At 73.3% G+C, this 16,683-nt stretch carries 13 protein-coding genes and 2 tRNA genes; 12 read left to right on the top strand and 3 right to left on the bottom strand.

The genetic code is table 11. From position 1 onward, the window contains the following. Positions 1-2: 2 nt before the first annotated feature. A complete protein-coding gene (locus tag L3X23_RS16055) occupies positions 3-452 on the bottom strand; it encodes a PH domain-containing protein (RefSeq protein ID WP_237192959.1) in 450 nt (149 codons plus the stop codon). A gap of 76 nt (positions 453-528) precedes the next feature. On the opposite strand from L3X23_RS16055, the gene L3X23_RS16050 reads away from it, so the two are divergent. From L3X23_RS16050 to L3X23_RS16010, 9 genes are all read left to right on the top strand, one after another. Further along, the gene (locus L3X23_RS16050; protein WP_237192958.1) at positions 529-1,203 is read left to right on the top strand and encodes a TetR/AcrR family transcriptional regulator; all 675 of its coding nucleotides are present in this window, start codon (positions 529-531) and stop codon (positions 1,201-1,203) included. Then, complete coding sequence (locus L3X23_RS16045; protein WP_237192957.1) at positions 1,200-1,964, top strand: maleylpyruvate isomerase family mycothiol-dependent enzyme; 765 nt, start codon at positions 1,200-1,202, stop codon at positions 1,962-1,964. The genes L3X23_RS16050 and L3X23_RS16045 overlap by 4 nt, the downstream gene beginning before the upstream one ends. A gap of 240 nt (positions 1,965-2,204) precedes the next feature. Next, on the top strand, positions 2,205-4,202 hold the full coding sequence (locus tag L3X23_RS16040; RefSeq protein WP_237192956.1) for an acetolactate synthase large subunit: 1,998 nt from the start codon (positions 2,205-2,207) through the stop codon (positions 4,200-4,202). Next, positions 4,195-4,704 carry an acetolactate synthase small subunit gene (ilvN, locus tag L3X23_RS16035; RefSeq protein WP_093081642.1) on the top strand — a complete coding sequence of 170 codons (510 nt, stop codon included), beginning with the start codon at positions 4,195-4,197 and terminating at the stop codon, positions 4,702-4,704. Before L3X23_RS16040 ends, ilvN begins: the two co-directional genes overlap by 8 nt. Positions 4,705-4,780: 76 nt before the next feature. Beyond that, positions 4,781-5,785: a ketol-acid reductoisomerase gene (gene ilvC, locus L3X23_RS16030; RefSeq protein WP_237192955.1), complete on the top strand. Its 1,005-nt coding sequence runs from the start codon at positions 4,781-4,783 to the stop codon at positions 5,783-5,785. Between the two features lie 154 nt (positions 5,786-5,939). Next, positions 5,940-6,947 carry an LLM class flavin-dependent oxidoreductase gene (locus L3X23_RS16025; protein ID WP_237192954.1) on the top strand — a complete coding sequence of 336 codons (1,008 nt, stop codon included), beginning with the start codon at positions 5,940-5,942 and terminating at the stop codon, positions 6,945-6,947. A gap of 95 nt (positions 6,948-7,042) precedes the next feature. After that, positions 7,043-8,650, top strand: a complete 1,608-nt coding sequence (gene serA / locus L3X23_RS16020) for a phosphoglycerate dehydrogenase (protein ID WP_237192953.1) — start codon at positions 7,043-7,045, stop codon at positions 8,648-8,650. A gap of 189 nt (positions 8,651-8,839) precedes the next feature. Further along, positions 8,840-11,842 (top strand): S8 family serine peptidase, encoded by a 3,003-nt coding sequence (locus L3X23_RS16015; protein WP_237192952.1) that lies wholly within the window; start codon positions 8,840-8,842, stop codon positions 11,840-11,842. A 236-nt stretch (positions 11,843-12,078) separates the two neighbouring features. After that, on the top strand, positions 12,079-13,122 hold the full coding sequence (locus tag L3X23_RS16010) for a 3-isopropylmalate dehydrogenase (RefSeq protein ID WP_093081625.1): 1,044 nt from the start codon (positions 12,079-12,081) through the stop codon (positions 13,120-13,122). Between the two features lie 75 nt (positions 13,123-13,197). Here L3X23_RS16010 and L3X23_RS16005 read toward each other — a convergent pair whose 3' ends face one another. Further along, positions 13,198-13,512 carry an EthD family reductase gene (locus tag L3X23_RS16005; protein WP_237192951.1) on the bottom strand — a complete coding sequence of 105 codons (315 nt, stop codon included), beginning with the start codon at positions 13,510-13,512 and terminating at the stop codon, positions 13,198-13,200. Between the two features lie 91 nt (positions 13,513-13,603). Further along, a complete protein-coding gene (locus L3X23_RS16000; RefSeq protein ID WP_237192950.1) occupies positions 13,604-14,878 on the bottom strand; it encodes an FAD-dependent oxidoreductase in 1,275 nt (424 codons plus the stop codon). A gap of 65 nt (positions 14,879-14,943) precedes the next feature. Here L3X23_RS16000 and gltX point away from each other — a divergent pair, with 65 nt between their 5' ends. The 3 genes from gltX (at position 14,944) to L3X23_RS15985 (ending at position 16,656) form a co-directional block, all read left to right on the top strand. Then, complete coding sequence (gltX, locus tag L3X23_RS15995) at positions 14,944-16,410, top strand: glutamate--tRNA ligase (RefSeq protein ID WP_237192949.1); 1,467 nt, start codon at positions 14,944-14,946, stop codon at positions 16,408-16,410. Between the two features lie 57 nt (positions 16,411-16,467). Continuing rightward, positions 16,468-16,539 (top strand) — tRNA-Gln (locus L3X23_RS15990). Between the two features lie 44 nt (positions 16,540-16,583). Continuing rightward, a tRNA-Glu gene (locus tag L3X23_RS15985) sits at positions 16,584-16,656 on the top strand. The last annotated feature ends 27 nt before the right edge of the window (positions 16,657-16,683 follow it).

Here is a 16,683-nt window from a genome sequence, read left to right as displayed (position 1 = left end):
CTCTACTCTCCAGCCGGGTCGGGCAGCCTGCCGCCGGAGACGGCGGCGAGCGCGGGAAGGTCTCGGACGCGGACGGTCGGGAGTGGTAGCTCCGAGTCGTCGGTCAGCACCGCGCTGACCCGGGATTTCTTGCCCAGTCGCAGCGAACTGATCTCCGACCACGGTACGCGCCTGCTCGCGAGGAGACGACGTGCGGTGACCGACTCGTCGTCGACCACCGTGCGCAGCCGCAGGATCCAGTACGCGTAGCCGAGCGGCACCAGGTAGACCAGCCAGAACCACGGGGCCCCGAACGCGAACGGGATCGCCGCGACGAGGAAGAAGGCCGCGCCCGCGAGCGCCAGCGGGGACCGGCGGAAGACCAGCCGGGACGGCGTCTCCCCGCGGGCGACCGGGTCGGCTGCGGACACGTGTCCCTCGGCCATGCCGGGCCGGGACTTCTCTGCGCTCACGCACACCATCGTCCCACTGCGCCGTTCGAGCGGCGAGACTGGACGTCATCGCTGATCACGGCCATAGTTCCGAATCGTGTTAGGAGAAACTTGGCAGGATCGGCGGCGGGCGTCGGCCCGCGGCGAGATCCTCGCCGTCGCCTGGGAGGTGGCCCGCCGGGACGGTCTGGGCGGGCTCACCCTGCGGGCGGTCGCCGACGGGGTCGGCATGCGCGCGCCGTCCCTGTACACCCACTTCGCCTCCAAGAACGCGCTGTACGACGCGATGTTCGGGCAGGCGTGGCAGGAGTTCGCCGAGGCCTTCGAGGCCGTGGAGCTGCCCGCCGAGCCGCGCGCGGCCCTGCACGCGATCGCCCGGTTCTACGTCGGCTTCGCCACCGCCGACCTCGTCCGCCACCAGCTCATGGACCAACGCGTGCTGCCGGACTTCGCCCCGAGCCCGGAGAGCTACGCGCCCTCGCTGCGGGCGATGGAGCGGACCGTCGCCCGGTTCCGCGCGCTCGGACCCGCCGTGTCGGACGCCGACGTGGACCTGTTCGTCGCCGCCCTCGGCGGGATCGTGGCCGCCCAGTGGTCCAACGACCCCGGCGGCGACCGCTACGTCCGGCTGCTCGGCCGGATGGTCGACCTGCTGGCGGACGACCTCGGCCTGCCCCGCCCACCCGAGGACCCGCCCACCGCACGACCCGACGACCCGCCCACCGCACGACCCGAGGACCCGCCCGCCCCGCCACCCGAGGAGCTGCCATGACCGCCCCCGCCCCGACACCCGCCCGCCGGGCCGCCCTGGACCACGAGACCGCGATGGACCTCGCCGCCGCCGAGTACGCCCGCGGCCTCGACCTGTTCGGCGGGCTCGGGTCCGACGACTGGGCCCGGCCCACCGACTGCCCCGGCTGGGACGTGCGGGACATGGCGAGTCACATGCTCGGCATGGCCGAGTGCGGGGCGTCGCTGCCGCGCTTCGCCGGGGAGTTCGCCCTGTCCCTATGGGCGCAGCACCGGGCGGGCGGCAACAGCACCGACCACATGACGGCCCGCCAGGTCGCGCGGCGCGGTGGGATGGCGCCCGCGGAGATCGTCGAGCGCTACGCCGCGGCCGGTCCGCGCGCGGCGGCGGGCAGGCGGCGCAGGCCCGCGGCCCTGCGGGCGATGCCGGTCGGCGGGGTCGAGCTGCCGGGCGGGGCGCGGGAGCCCTGGACGATGGGCTTCCTGCTGGACACGATCCTCACCCGGGACTCCTGGATGCACCGCATCGACATCGCGCGGGCGACCGGCCGCGAACCCGTCCTGACCGCCGCCCACGACGGCGTCCTCGTGGCCGACGTCGTGACCGAGTGGGCGGGCAGGCACGGCGCGCCCTGCACCCTCGTGCTCACCGGCCCGGCGGGCGGCCGCTGGGAGTTCGGCGGCGGTGGGGAGCTCCTCGAGCGGGACGCCGTGGAGTTCTGCCGGACCCTCAGCCTGCGCGAACGCGGCACCGGCCTGCTGGCGACGGAGGTCCCGTTCTGACCCCGCCTCCCACGATCCGGGACGGGGTGTCCCAGCCGGTTGACGCCCCGCGCCCGCGGCGTGCTAGCGTCCTCGCCATGTCCGACCTCCGAATTCTCGTACTTCCCAGGCGCGTCACCGTCTGAGGAGGACCTTTCGAGTACTCGGACCCGACGCGCCACCCTCGTTCCGCCTGGCTCAGGCGACGGGGGTTTTTTCATGTCCGGCACCCATGATGTTCGGCCCAGTAGTGAGGCAGAGATGACCACCGCGACTCCCCGTCCCGGCACCCCGGGACCGAAACCGGCACCGCCGCCGGGACGTACCGGAGTGCCCGCGGGACGCCCGACCGGCGTCCTGGGGCAGCGACCCGACCAGCAGCGCGCCGAGCAGCATCGACCCGACAAGACCGGCGAGGTGCGCCACGAGCCCACCTCCGTCGTCCCCGGCCCGCGATCCGGGCCGGAGCAGGTCACCGGCGCCCAGTCCATCGTCCGGTCGCTCGAGTCCATCGGCTGCGAGGTCGTCTTCGGCATCCCGGGCGGGACGATCCTGCCGACCTACGACCCGCTGCTCGACTCGACCTCGGTCCGGCACGTCCTCGTCCGGCACGAGCAGGGCGGCGGGCACGCCGCCACCGGCTACGCGCAGGCCACCGGCAAGGTCGGGGTCTGCATGGCCACCTCCGGGCCGGGCGCGACCAACCTGATCACCCCGCTGGCGGACGCGCACATGGACTCCGTCCCGGTCGTCGCCATCACCGGGCAGGTGGCCAGGCCGCTGATCGGCACGGACGCGTTCCAGGAGGCCGACATCACCGGCATCACCATGCCGGTGACCAAGCACAACATGCTGGTGACCGACCCGGCGGAGATCCCGCGGGCGATCGCCGAGGCCTTCCACCTGGCGTCGACGGGCCGACCCGGCCCGGTCCTGGTGGACATCCCCAAGGACGTGCAGCAGGCCCAGACCACGTTCTCGTGGCCGCCGGAGCTGAGGCTGCCGGGCTACCGCCCCACCACCCGTCCGCACAGCAAGCAGATCCGCGAGGCCGCGAAGCTGATCGCGGCCGCCCGCAAGCCGGTGCTCTACGTCGGCGGCGGCGTGATCAAGGCGGAGGCCCACGCCGAGCTGCTCGAGCTCGCCGAGCTCACGAACATCCCCGTCGTCACCACCCTGATGGCGCGCGGCGCGTTCCCGGACAGCCACCGCCAGCACGTCGGCATGCCCGGCATGCACGGCACGGTGGCCGCGGTCGGGGCGATGCAGAAGTCCGACCTGCTGATCGCCCTGGGCGCGCGCTTCGACGACCGGGTCACCGGCCAGCTCGCCACGTTCGCGCCGGACGCGAAGATCGTCCACGCGGACATCGACCCCGCCGAGATCAGCAAGAACCGGCGCGCGGACGTCCCGATCGTCGGGGACGCCAAGGAGATCATCGTCGAGCTGACCGACGCCGTGCGCGGCGAGCAGCTCACCGACCTCGGCGCCTGGTGGGCCCAGCTCGACGGCTGGCGCACGACCTTCCCGCTCGGCTACGACTGGCCGGACGACGGCTCGCTGTCGCCGCAGTACGTCATCGAGCGGATCGGCGCGATCGCAGGCCCGGACGCGGTCTACACCGCGGGCGTCGGGCAGCACCAGATGTGGGCCGCCCAGTTCGTGAAGTACGAGAACCCGCGGACCTGGCTGAACTCCGGCGGCGCGGGCACCATGGGCTACGCGGTCCCCGCCGCCATGGGCGCCAAGGCGGGCGTGCCGGACAAGGTCGTGTGGGCCATCGACGGCGACGGCTGCTTCCAGATGACCAACCAGGAGCTCGCGACCTGCGCGATCGAGGGCATCCCGATCAAGGTCGCCGTGATCAACAACGGCAACCTGGGCATGGTCCGGCAGTGGCAGACGCTGTTCTACGACCAGCGCTACTCCAACACCGACCTCGGCACCCACAAGCACCGCATCCCGGACTTCAAGCTCCTCGCCGAGGCGATGGGCTGCGTGGGGCTGCGGGCCGAGTCGAAGGACGACGTCGACGCGGTCATCCGGAAGGCCATGGAGATCAACGACCAGCCCGTCGTCATCGACTTCACCGTCGGCGCGGACGCCCAGGTCTGGCCGATGGTCGCCGCGGGCACCGGCAACGACGAGATCATGTCCGCCCGCGCCGTCCGGCCGCTGTTCGAGGGCGACGAGCTGGCCGCGGGAGTCGACGAGATCGCCGACGTCACCGCCCAGGCCCTGGAGGAGTCCGGTGAGTGAGACCCACACCCTGTCGGTGCTGGTCGAGGACAAGCCGGGCGTCCTGGCCCGGGTGTCCGGCCTGTTCTCCCGCCGCGGGTTCAACATCATCTCGCTCGCCGTCGGGCAGACCGAGACCCCCGGGGTCTCCCGGATGACGATCGTCGTGTCCGTCGAGGACTTCCCCCTCGAGCAGGTCACGAAGCAGCTGAACAAGCTGATCAACGTCATCAAGATCGTCGAGCTGGAGCCCGCCGCCTCCGTGCAGCGCGAGCTGATGCTCGTCAAGGTGCGCGCCGACGCCGGCGTGCGCAGCCAGGTCCTGGAGACCGTGCAGCTGTTCCGCGCGAAGGTGGTGGACGTCGCCCCCGAGGCGCTCACCATCGAGGCGACGGGCACGATGGACAAGCTGAACGCCCTGCTCCGGATGCTCGAGCCGTACGGCATCCGCGAGCTGGTGCACTCCGGGATGGTGGCCGTCGGCCGCGGACCCCGGTCCATCACCGCCGCGTCGGCCCGCTGAGGACCTGCTTGTCAGGGTCCGACCATCGGCACTAATACTTTCGCCAGACCCCCTTCGAGAGGATTCACCACCCGTCATGAGTGTCAACATCTACTACGACGACGACGCCGATCTGTCGATCATCCAGGGCCGCAAGGTCGCCGTGATCGGCTACGGCTCGCAGGGCCACGCGCACGCGCTCTCGCTGCGTGACTCCGGCGTCGAGGTGAAGATCGGTCTGCCCGAGGGCTCGAAGAGCCGCCAGAAGGCCACCGACGAGGGTCTCGAGGTCCTCACCCCGGCCGAGGCGTCGGCCTGGGCCGACCTGATCATGATCCTGGCGCCGGACACCAAGCAGCGCTTCATCTACGCGGACGACATCGCGCCCAACCTGAACTCGGGCGACGTGCTCGCGTTCGGCCACGGCTTCAACATCCGCTACGACCTGATCAAGGCCCCCGCGGACGTCGACGTGATCATGATCGCGCCGAAGGGCCCGGGCCACCTGGTCCGCCGCCAGTACGTCGACGGCAAGGGCGTGCCGGCCCTGATCGCCGTCGAGCAGGACGCCTCGGGCAACGCCAAGTCCATCGCGCTCTCCTACGCGGCCGGGATCGGCGGCGCCCGCGCGGGCGTCATCGAGACCACCTTCAAGGAGGAGACCGAGACCGACCTGTTCGGCGAGCAGGCCGTCCTCTGCGGCGGTGCGGCGGCGCTGGTCCAGACCGGTTTCGAGGTGCTCACCGAGGCGGGCTACGCCCCGGAGATCGCGTACTTCGAGTGCCTGCACGAGCTCAAGCTGATCGTCGACCTCATGTACGAGGGCGGCATCGCCAACGAGCGCTTCTCCATCTCCGACACCGCCGAGTACGGCGACCTCACCCGTGGTCCGCGCGTGGTCAACGCCGCGACCAAGGAGGAGATGAAGCGGATCCTCGCCGAGATCCAGGACGGCCGCTTCGCGCAGGAGTGGGTCGCCGAGGACGAGGCAGGCCGCCCGAACTACACCCGCCTGCAGAAGGAGGGGTCGGAGCACCCGATCGAGGTCGTCGGCGAGAAGCTCCGCGGCCTGATGAGCTGGGTGGGCGAGAAGGCCAAGTGACCCTGTGAGCGGCGATGGTCGCCAGAGCGACCATCGCCACTCACGACCACCGGCGGCGCTCCCGGATCCCGGGGGCGCCGTTCGTGTGTGCGGAAGAGATCGGGGCGCGGGCGTGTTGGCACGGGGGAGTGATCCCGATCGGAAGGTGCCCGTCGTGTCCCTGCCCCCGCTGTCCATCCTCGACCTGGCGACCGTCGCGGAGGGCGAGTCGGTGCGCGAGGGCCTGCAGGCCAGCGTGGAGCTGGCGCAGCGCGCGGAGCGCTGGGGCTTCCGGCGCATCTGGTACGCCGAGCACCACAACATGCGCTCCATCGCCTCGTCGGCGACGAGCGTCATGATCGGGCACGTCGCCTCGCAGACCTCGACGATCACGCTCGGCGCGGGCGGGGTCATGCTGCCCAACCACTCGCCGCTGCAGATCGCCGAGCAGTTCGGCACCCTGGCCGAGCTCTTCCCCGGCCGCATCGAGCTGGGGCTGGGCCGGGCGCCGGGCACCGACCAGAACACCTTCCGGGCGCTGCGCCGGGACCCGCGGGCGTCGGAGACCTTCCCCCAGGACGTCCAGGAGCTGCAGGCCTTCCTCGACGGCCAGTCCCTGGTCGAGGGGGTCGACGCCTACCCGGGCCGGGGCACCCGGGTCCCGCTGTTCATCCTCGGCTCGTCGCTCTACGGCGCCCAGGTGGCCGCGATCCTCGGTCTGCCCTACGCGTTCGCCTCGCACTTCGCGCCCGACCAGCTCGAGGCCGCCGTGCAGACCTACCGCTCCGAGTTCCGGCCGTCGGCCCACCTCGCCGCGCCGCGGGTGCTGGCGGGGGTCAACGTCATCGCCGCGGACTCCGCGGAGGAGGCCGCCGAGCGGCAGCACCGGGCGCAGCTGAGCCGGGTCAAGCTGTTCCTCTCCCGCGGTGGCCACCGGCTCACCGACGAGGAGGCGGAGGCCGTGCTGAGCACGCCGTCCGGCCGCCAGATCCTCGGCATGATGAAGTACACCGCGGTCGGCACGCCGGACACCGTGGAGACCTGGCTGGAGGACTTCGCCCAGCGGGTCGGGGTGGACGAGCTGATCGTCGCCTGCCCCGTCGTCGACCGGGCCGGGTGGTTCCGCAGCTTCGAGCTCCTGGCCGGGCTCATGTCCGATTCGGCACAGTTCACCCACGCGTGACCGCCGCGTGGTATCGGCTGCGCCACCTCGGGGCGAGAACCGTCGGCGGGGCCTCCTAGACTCCTGGTGACCCGTCCGCCCACCTGTGGAGCATCGTGAGTAGCGCAGCCGCCACCCGTCCCGTCGTCCTGCTCGCGGAGAAGCTCGCGCCCTCCGCCGTGGAGCTGTTGGGATCCGAGGTCGAGATCCGGCACGTGGACGGCACCGACCGACCCGCCCTGCTCGAGGCGGTGGCGGACGCGGACGCGCTGCTGGTCCGCTCGGCCACCCAGGTCGACGCGGAGGTGTTCGCCGCCTCGACCCGGCTGAAGGTGGTGGCCCGCGCCGGCGTCGGCCTCGACAACGTGGACGTCCCGGCCGCCACGGCCCGCGGCGTCATGGTCGTCAACGCCCCCACCTCGAACATCGTGTCGGCGGCCGAGCACGCGATCGCGCTGCTGCTGGCCACCGCCCGGCACATCCCGGCGGCGGACGCCTCGCTGCGCCAGGGGCAGTGGAAGCGCTCGCAGTACGGCGGCGTGGAGCTGCAGGGCAAGACCGTCGGCGTGGTGGGCCTGGGCAAGATCGGCCAGCTGGTCGCGCAGCGCCTCGGCGCGTTCGACGTCCGGCTCGTCGCCTACGACCCCTACGTCGCCCCGGCCCGGGCCGCGCAGCTCGGCATCGAGCTGCTCAGCCTCGAGGACCTCCTCGCGACCGCGGACTTCATCACCATCCACCTGCCGAAGACCCCCGAGACCCTCGGCCTCATCGGCAAGGACCAGCTCGCGCTCACCAAGCCGGGCGTGATCATCGTCAACGCGGCCCGCGGCGGCCTGATCGACGAGGACGCGCTGGCCGAGGCCGTGCGGTCGGGTCACGTCGGCGGCGCGGGCGTGGACGTCTACGTCACCGAGCCCACCACCTCGAGCCCGCTGTTCGAGCTGGAGAACATCACCGTCACCCCGCACCTCGGCGCCTCGACGACCGAGGCGCAGGACCGCGCGGGCACGGACGTCGCGCGCTCGGTGCAGCTGGCCCTGGCGGGCGAGTTCGTGCCGGACGCGGTGAACGTGCAGATCAACGGCGCCGTCGGCGAGGAGGTCCGGCCGTGGCTGCCGCTGGTGCAGAAGCTGGGCACCGTGCTGCACGCCGTCGCGGGTCGGGTGCCCACCTCGGTCACGGTGGACGTCGCGGGTGAGCTCGCGTCGGAGGACGTCTCGGTGCTGTCCCTCGCGGCCCTGCGCGGCGTGTTCCACCACGTCGTCGAGGACCAGGTGACCTTCGTCAACGTCCCGGCGCTGGCCGCCGAGCGCGGCGTCTCGGTCGAGCTGACCACCGCCCCGGAGTCGGAGAACCACCGCTCGGTCGTGCAGCTGCGCGCCGCCATGCCGGACGGCGAGGCGATCACCGTCTCCGGCACGCTCACCGGCCGCGCGCAGGTCGAGAAGCTCGTCGAGGTCAACGGCCGCCACTTCGACCTGCGGGCCGAGGGCGAGGTCCTGCTCCTGGAGTACGCGGACCGCCCCGGCGTCATGGGCCGGGTCGGCTCCCTGCTGGGCGAGGCCGCGGTGAACATCGAGGCCGCGCAGATCAGCCAGACCACGGACGGCGCGGACGCGATCATGCTGCTGCGCGTGGACCGGGCGATCGACCCGGGCGTGCTCGAGCCGATCGGCGCCTCCGTCGGCGCCAGCACCACCCGGATGATCAGCTTCGACGACTGAGCACGCGGCCCTCCTCCCGAGGGGGGGAGGGCCTGCTCGGCCCGGTGCACACCCCGTCGTGAGCGGCGATCGTCGCTAGAGCGACGATCGCCGCTCACGGGCGGGGGTCAACGGATCGGGTGTGACTCGGCGTCACCCCACGCGCGCTGATCTACGTTTCGCTCACCGATCGGTGGGAGGGGAACGCGGGTGCCGTGGCGCAGGGTGATGGTGGTCGTCGCGGCGGTGCTGGCGGTGGTCGTCGTCGCGCCACCCGCGGAAGCCGCGCCCGCCACCGCGCCTGTCACCGCGCCCACCACCGCGCCGAGCGCCGTGTTCGTCGAATTCGACGACAGCGCCGCGGAGGCGGACTGGCGGGCCGCGCTGCCCCGGGGCGAGGACGCCGCCCGTCGGATGGTCGAGGGCACCCGCGCCCGCATCGACGCCCACGCCGACGCGGTGCTGGACCAGCTGCGCGGCGCCGAGGGCGAGCGCGAGCTCTACCGCACCCACAACGCCGTGCCCGGCGTCGCGGTCCGCGCGGACCCCGCCGCGGCCGCCCGGATCGCCGCGCTCCCGGGGGTGCGCTCGGTCCGCCGGATCAGCGACGCCCGCCCGAGCAACGCCTCGGCCGCCCAGCTCGCCGGCACCATGCGGACCTGGCAGGACACCGGCAGGCTCGGCGCGGGCGTCCGGATCGGGATCGTCGACACCGGCATCGACTACACGCACGCGGACTTCGGCGGACCCGGCACCGTCGAGGCCTTCCGCGGGCCCCGGACGTTCCCGACGGCGAAGGTCGTCGGCGGCGTCGATCTCGCTGGCGACGACTACGACTCGGCGAGCACCGACCCGTCCCGCACCGTCCCGCGCCCCGACGACGACCCGCTCGACTGCGAGGGCCACGGCACCCACGTCGCCGGGAGCGCCGCGGGCTACGGCGTGAACGCGGACGGGAGCACCTTCACCGGCGACTACTCCGCGCTGGGCCCCGAGAGTCTCGACGCGATGCGGATCGGACCCGGCGCGGCGCCGCAGGCCCGGCTCTACGCGATCCGCGTCTTCGGCTGCGCGGGTGCGACCGCGCTCCTGCCGCAGGCCCTCGACCGGGCCCTGGACCCCGACGGCGACGGCGACCTCACCGACCGGCTGGACGTCGTCAACCTCTCCCTCGGCACGGACTTCGCGCCCGCCGACGACCCGGTGAACGACTTCGTCGCACGCCTGGTCGATGCCGGGGTCACCGTGGTCGCCGCCGCGGGGAACGGCGGCGACGTGACCGACGCCGTCGGCGCGCCGGCGACCGCACCCGGCGCGATCGCCGTGGCGAGCGTCCGGGACGCGGGCGTGCTCCTCGACGCGGCGCAGATCGTGGGCGGGCCGCAGCTGACCGGCCAGTACGGCGTCGACTTCACGGGGACCCTCGACGTCACGGCACCGGTGGTGGCCGTCGGTGGGGAGGGCTGCGCCCCGTTCGGCGGCGTGCGGGGCGCGATCGCCCTGCTGGAGTGGCCCGCGGAACGGGCCTGCGGCTCGGCCGTGCGCGCGGACAACGCCCAGGCCGCGGGGGCGGTCGGCGTCCTGCTCGCCACCGACGGCGACCAGGGCGGCGCCCGGATCGCCGGCAACGCCACGATCCCGATGTTCCAGCTCGACGGCCCCTCGACCGCCGTCCTGCGCGGCGCGGGCCCGGTCCGGGTGCACCTCGACGGCACCCTCGCGGGCACCGTGGCGACCCGGGTCCCCGGGATCGCCGACACCGTCAGCGAGAGCTCCGCGCGGGGTACCCGCGGCCCCGGGGTGAAGCCGGACGTGGCGGCGCCCGGCGAGACGATCGTGTCGGCCGCCGCGGGCACCGGTTCGGGCCGGATCAGCGAGACCGGCACGTCCATGGCCGGGCCGTTCGTCGCCGGCGTCGCGGCGCTGGTCCGCGAGGCCCACCCCGACTGGACGCCGACGCAGGTCAAGACGGCGATCGTCACCACGGCCGCGGACGTCCGAGCCGCCACCGCGCCCAGCGGGCTCCAGGCGCCGATGCGGGTCGGTGGTGGGCGGGTGGACGCGAGGGCCGCCCTCGACCCGCCGGTCCTGGCGGGCGACGGGGCCGCCGTCGGCGTCGGGTTCGGGGTCGTCGAGGTGCCCGCCGGGCAGACCGTGACCCGGACCCGGACGATCCAGGTCAGCGGGCCGGTCTCCGCCGCCCGGTACGAGCCGATCACGACGGTGCCCGGGGTGTCGATCACCGTGGCGCCGGGCGGGCCCGGCGCGCTGACGGTCACCCTCACCGCGCAGGCCGACGCGCTGCGGCACACCCTCGACCCCACGATGAGCCCGGTCCAGCACGGACGACCCCGGCAGTACGTCGCGGACGCGTCCGGCCGGATCGTGCTCACCGCGGGCGGCCGCGAGGTGCGCGTCCCGGTCACCTCGGCCCCGAGACCGGTCTCGACGCTCACGGCGCAGCGCGGCGGCGACGGGATCGTGCTGGGCGGCGCGGGCCTGGACCAGGGGAGCGGCAGCGAGGCCTACCGGTCCCGGGCGGGCGTGTTCTCCCTGCTCGCGAGCAGCCCCGAGCTGCCGGCCTGCGCGCCGGGCCGGGCGCTCGGGTGCGTCACGGGGGAGACCGGCCGGGGCGGGGACGTCCGCTGGGTGGGCGCCGCTCGGGCGGGCGACACGATCGGCATCGCCGTGTCCATGTGGGGCACCCTGCCGGACGTCGGCGCCACGACCGTCCCGACGGTCGGGTTCGACGTCGACGGCGACGGGGTCGTCGACCGCGCCGTCGGGCTGGTGAAGGTCCCCGAGACCGACGTGCTGGTCGCGCGGGTGGTCGACGCCGAGGGCCGCGAGCTGGACGCCCTCCCGGTGAACGGGCTCCCCGGGGACGTCGACTCCCGGGTCTTCGACACCGACACCTGGGTCCTGCCGGTGCGGCTGTCCGTGCTCGGCGCCGTGCCGGGGAGACCGCTGTCCATGCAGGTCAGGGTCGAGGGCGACTACGGGCCGGTGGACGTCACGACGCCGGGGGGCGAGCCCACCGCACCGGTCGACGTGGTCGATCTCGCGCCCTGGGTCCCCGCCGGAGACGCTCCGTTGCTGACCCCCGCCGACGCGGGCACCCGCCTCCCGGACCCCGGCCGAGCGCTGCTGGTCGTGTTCCCGCAGAACGGTGAGGGCACCCGAGCGGCGGCCCTGCCTGACCCGAACGGGTGAGTGGGCCGCGACCGTGGGGGACCCCGCCGTCGGGCGTGTCGGTGCCGAGGCGCACAATCACACCCACTCGGGGGTGTGTCGGTCGGGTGCCGGCGGGCCGGGTGGCACGAGTTCACCGTCCCGGGTGACCCCGATGGGGTGGACGGTGGCGTTCGGCGGCGGTTCCGGCTAGTAGCGTGCGATCGCCCCCACGGCCGCGACGAGTGCGGCCGGATCAGAGAGGACAGTCGAGCAGCATGCGTCTTGCGGTCATTCCCGGCGACGGCATCGGACCGGAGGTCATCGACGAGGCCCTCAAGGTCTTGACCGAGGTGACCCCCGACGTGGAGACCACGACGTACGACCTCGGCGCGGCCCGGTGGCACTCCACCGGCGAGCTGCTGCCCGAGACGGTCCTGACCGAGCTCCAGCAGCACGACGCCATCCTGCTCGGCGCCGTCGGCGACCCGTCGGTCCCCAGCGGCATCCTCGAGCGCGGCCTGCTGCTGCGCCTGCGGTTCGAGCTCGACCACCACGTGAACCTGCGCCCGGCGCGGCTGTACCCCGGCGTGCGCGGCCCGCTCTCGGGCAACGCCGAGATCGACCTGGTCGTGGTGCGCGAGGGGACCGAGGGCCCGTACGTCGGCACCGGCGGCCTGCTCCGCAAGGACACCCCGCACGAGATCGCGACCGAGGTCAGCCAGAACACCGCGTTCGGCGTCGAGCGGGTGGTGCGGGACGCGTTCGCCCGCGCCGAGCGCCGCCCCCGCAAGCACCTGACCCTGGTGCACAAGACCAACGTGCTGACCTTCGCCGGGGCCCTCTGGTCCCGGATCGTGGAGGAGGTCTCGCTGGAGCACCCGGACGTCTCGGTGGCCTACCAGCACGTCGACGCCACGACGATCCACCTGGTCACGGACCCGGGCCGGTTCGACGTCATCGTCACCGACAACCTGTTCGGCGACATCCTCACCGACCTCGCGGCGGCCGTCACCGGTGGCATCGGGCTCGCGGCCAGCGGCAACATCGACGCCTCCGGCCGCAACCCGTCGATGTTCGAGCCGGTCCACGGCTCGGCCCCGGACATCGCGGGCCAGGGCATCGCGGACCCGACGGCGGCGGTGCTGTCCGTCGCCCTGCTGCTGGACCACGTCGGCCAGCAGGAGTCCGCGCGGCGCATCGAGGCCGCGGTGGCCTTCGACCTCGCGACGCGCGACCACAGCGCGACCGGCCACACCCAGGCCATCGGCGACCGGCTCGCGGCCCTGGTGTCGAGCCGGGACACCGCCGCGGCGAACTAGCGCCCCCGGCGCCCGTGCGTGGTAAGTGGTGCTCTGGCACCACTTACCACGCACGGGCGCCGGAGGCGCGGATCCTCAGACGACCTGCTCGACGCCGCCGATGAGGAACGTGGTCCCGGCCTGCGCGAAGTTCGCGAGATCGGCGTTGGTCGCCTGGCCCTCGGGGCCGCCCATCGCGCTCTGCATCGCCTCCGGCGACGGCCAGATCAGGGTCGCGACGAGGTGGTAGGCGGGCGCGGACCCGTCCGGGCCCGGCCCGGGCCGGACGACCGTGTAGGACTGCAGGTCCGGCAACTTCGCCGCGAGCGGCGCGTGCACCTCCGTGTAGTGCTTGTCGAACGCCGCCACGTCGGCGGGGTGGTGGTACAGGACGGTCACGCTGACTGCCACGGTTCCTCCGGGGACTCGGGCCCGCGGCACGTCGATGTGCCGCGGTGCTCCTCCATCTTCGAGGCGCCCCACCGACTGCCGGCAAGTCATCTCAGGATGTGGACCCGACGATCACACCACCGTCGGCTGCGGGGGCGCGGCGGGCCCAGGCGGGGGCGTGCTCCTGGAGCACGCCCAGGCCGAAGAGCCACGCCGGGACGATCTGCAGGCGCGGGTGGCGCTGCACGAACCGCACCGGCGCGGGCAGCGCGGTCCGCTCGGGGAGGGCCGCGTCCGGGTCGATGCGCAGCGACCGGGACAGGAGCACGTGGTGGGCGGCCCGCTGCACGGTCTGGATGACCGCGGCGGGCAGCCACCGCCGCGCCTGCACACGCGCGAGCGGCACGGACGAAGCCGACCCGGCGCGGAGGGCGGGCGCGACGTGCCGGGCCGCCGCCACGGCGTCCGCGACCGCCAGGTTGATGCCCACCCCGCCCACCGGGGACATCGCGTGCGCGGCGTCTCCGATCAGCAGCAGGCCCGGGCGGAACCAGCGGCGGAGGCGGTCGATGCGGACGTCGAGCATCGAGACGTCCTCCCAGGAGCGCAGGGCGCCCACGCGGTCCCCGGTGAACGGGATCAGCCGGGCGAGCCTGCGGCGCAGCGCGTCGATGCCGAGCGCCCGCAGCGGACCGTCGCCGCCCTTGCGGACCAGGTACCCGCACTGCCAGTAGTCCCCGCGGTCGATCATCACGGCGAACTGGCCGCGGGTGAACCGGCCGAGCCCGCCCACGGGGTCGTCCGCCTCCCGGGGCAGCCGGAACCACTCGACGTCCAGCGGGACCCCGAACGCCCGCCCGCGCAGCCCGGCCGCCGCCCGGACCACGGACCGCCGCCCGTCGCACCCGATCGTCAGCGCGGCCTCCAGCGTGTGCTCCTCGCCGGTCACCCGGTCCGTCCACCGCACCCCGGTCACGCGGTCCCCCGAGCGCACCAACCCGGTGACCTCCGCGTTGCGGATCAGGGTGAAGGTCGGCTCCGCGGCGGCGGCCTCGGCCAGCAGGTCGAGGAAGTCCCACTGCGGGACGAGCGCGACGTAGGGCCGCGGGGAGCGCAGCAGGCCGAAGTCCCCGATCTGGAGCGTGCCCCCGTCGAGCACCGCGTTCACCGACGAGATCCGACGCTGGGGCAGGGCGTCGAACCGCTCGCCCAGACCCAGCTCGTCGAGCAGCTCGAGGGTGGAGGGGTGCACGGTGTCGCCGCGGAAATCGCGCAGGAAGTCCGCGTGCTTCTCCAGCACGGTGACCTCCACGCCCGCCCGGGCGAGCAGCAGGCCGAGCACCATCCCGGCCGGACCACCACCGACGATCACCGCGTTATTCATCATGCGTTGAAATGTACGCTCCCACCGCCCGCGAGCACCAGCGATGCAGGGATATTCTCGGCCCCACCATGAGTAGAGTCCGCGTCCGCTTCTGTCCCTCGCCCACCGGCACCCCGCACGTCGGGCTGATCCGCACCGCCCTGTTCAACTGGGCGCACGCCCGCCACCACCAGGGCGACTTCGTGTTCCGGATCGAGGACACCGACGCGCAGCGGGACAGCGTCGAGAGCTACGAGGCGATCCTCGACGCGTTGCGCTGGCTCGGTCTCGACTGGGACGAGGGCCCCGAGAAGGGCGGCCCGCACGGCCCGTACCGGCAGAGCGAGCGCGGCGACCTCTACCGGGACGCGCTCGGGCGGCTCGTGCAGGCGGGCGAGGTCTACGAGTCCTACTCCTCCGCCGAGGAGATCGAGGCCCGCCACAGGGCCGCCGGTCGCGACCCGAAGCTGGGCTACGACAACGCCGACCGTGCGCTCACCGAGGAGCAGAAGCAGGCCTTCCGCGCCGAGGGCCGCAAGCCCGTCTACCGGCTGCGCATGCCGGACCGCGACATCGTGTTCACCGACCTGATCCGCGGCGAGATCACGTTCAAGCAGGGCACCGTGCCGGACTTCGTGCTGGCCCGCGGGGACGGCACGCCGCTCTACCCGCTGACCAACCCGCTCGACGACGCGCTCATGGGCATCACCCACGTCCTGCGCGGCGAGGACCTGCTGGCCTCCACCCCGCGGCAGATCGCGCTGCTCGAGGCGTTGGCGCGGGTCGGGATCGGCGAGGGCCCGCTGACCTACGCGCACCTCCCGCTGGTCACCGGCGAGGGCAGCCGCAAGCTCTCCAAGCGGGACCCGCAGTCCAACCTGTTCCTCTACCGCGACCGCGGGTTCCTCCCGGAGGGCCTGCTCAACTACCTCGCGCTGCTCGGCTGGTCGATCGCCGAGGACCGGGACGTCTTCTCGCTCGCGGAGATGGTCGAGGCGTTCGACGTCTCCCGGGTCTCCTCGAACGCCGCCCGCTTCGACCTGAAGAAGGCCGAGGCGATCAACGCCGCGCACCTGCGCGCCCTGGACCCCGCGGACTTCGCGGCGCGGGTGGTCCCGTACCTGGCGGCGATCGGCCTCACCGTGGCCGCGGACGACCCGGTGCTCGCCGCCGCGGCGCCGCTGGTGCAGGAGCGCTCCGTCGTGCTGTCCGACGCGGCGCGGATGCTGGCCTTCCTCTTCGTCGACGAGCTCGAGATCGACCCCGACGCCGCCGCCAAGAACCTCGGCCCGGACGCCGGGCCGATCCTGGACGCGGCGATCAAGGGTCTCGAGGCCCTCCCGGAGTGGACGACGGCGGCGATCGAGGAGTCCCTGAAGGAGTCCCTCGTCGAGGGCCTGGGGCTCAAGCCGCGGAAGGCCTTCGGTCCGATCCGCGTCGCGATCAGCGGCCGCACCGTGTCGCCGCCGCTCTACGAGTCCATGGAACTGCTGGGTCGGGAGGTCTCGCTGCGCCGACTGGGGGGTGCCGTGCAGGGCTCGGGAGGCGTGGTCTAGAGTCTTCTCTGCAAGGGACGCCGGGCGGGGCTACTGCAGACTGTCCGGCTGTCTCCTTGGGGTATGGTGTAATTGGCAGCACGACTGATTCTGGTTCAGTTAGTCTAGGTTCGAGTCCTGGTACCCCAGCGGAAACACACACACTGTTTCCAGCAATTTCATCAGCATGTCCAGGTCCCGTCGTCTAGCGGCCTAGGACGCCGCCCTCTCAAGGCGGTAGCGCGGGTTCAAATCCCGTCGGGACTACGCGAAAGCCCAGCACCGCTGTGGTTT

It is taken from the genome of Pseudonocardia sp. WMMC193 (genome assembly GCF_021728735.1).
Lineage (GTDB): Bacteria > Actinomycetota > Actinomycetes > Mycobacteriales > Pseudonocardiaceae > Pseudonocardia > Pseudonocardia oroxyli.
This window is presented reverse-complemented; position numbering and strand designations above follow the sequence as displayed.

Excerpts from the sequence above, each read along its gene's own strand:
- gltX (WP_237192949.1), top strand. The coding sequence starts at position 14,944 with ATGAGTAGAGTCCGCGTCCGCTTCTGTCCCTCGCCCACCGGCACCCCG.
- L3X23_RS16045 (WP_237192957.1), top strand. The coding sequence starts at position 1,200 with ATGACCGCCCCCGCCCCGACACCCGCCCGCCGGGCCGCCCTGGACCAC.
- L3X23_RS16010 (WP_093081625.1), top strand. The coding sequence starts at position 12,079 with ATGCGTCTTGCGGTCATTCCCGGCGACGGCATCGGACCGGAGGTCATC.
- ilvC (WP_237192955.1), top strand. The coding sequence starts at position 4,781 with ATGAGTGTCAACATCTACTACGACGACGACGCCGATCTGTCGATCATC.
- L3X23_RS16000 (WP_237192950.1), bottom strand. The coding sequence starts at position 14,878 with ATGATGAATAACGCGGTGATCGTCGGTGGTGGTCCGGCCGGGATGGTG.
- L3X23_RS16040 (WP_237192956.1), top strand. The coding sequence starts at position 2,205 with ATGACCACCGCGACTCCCCGTCCCGGCACCCCGGGACCGAAACCGGCA.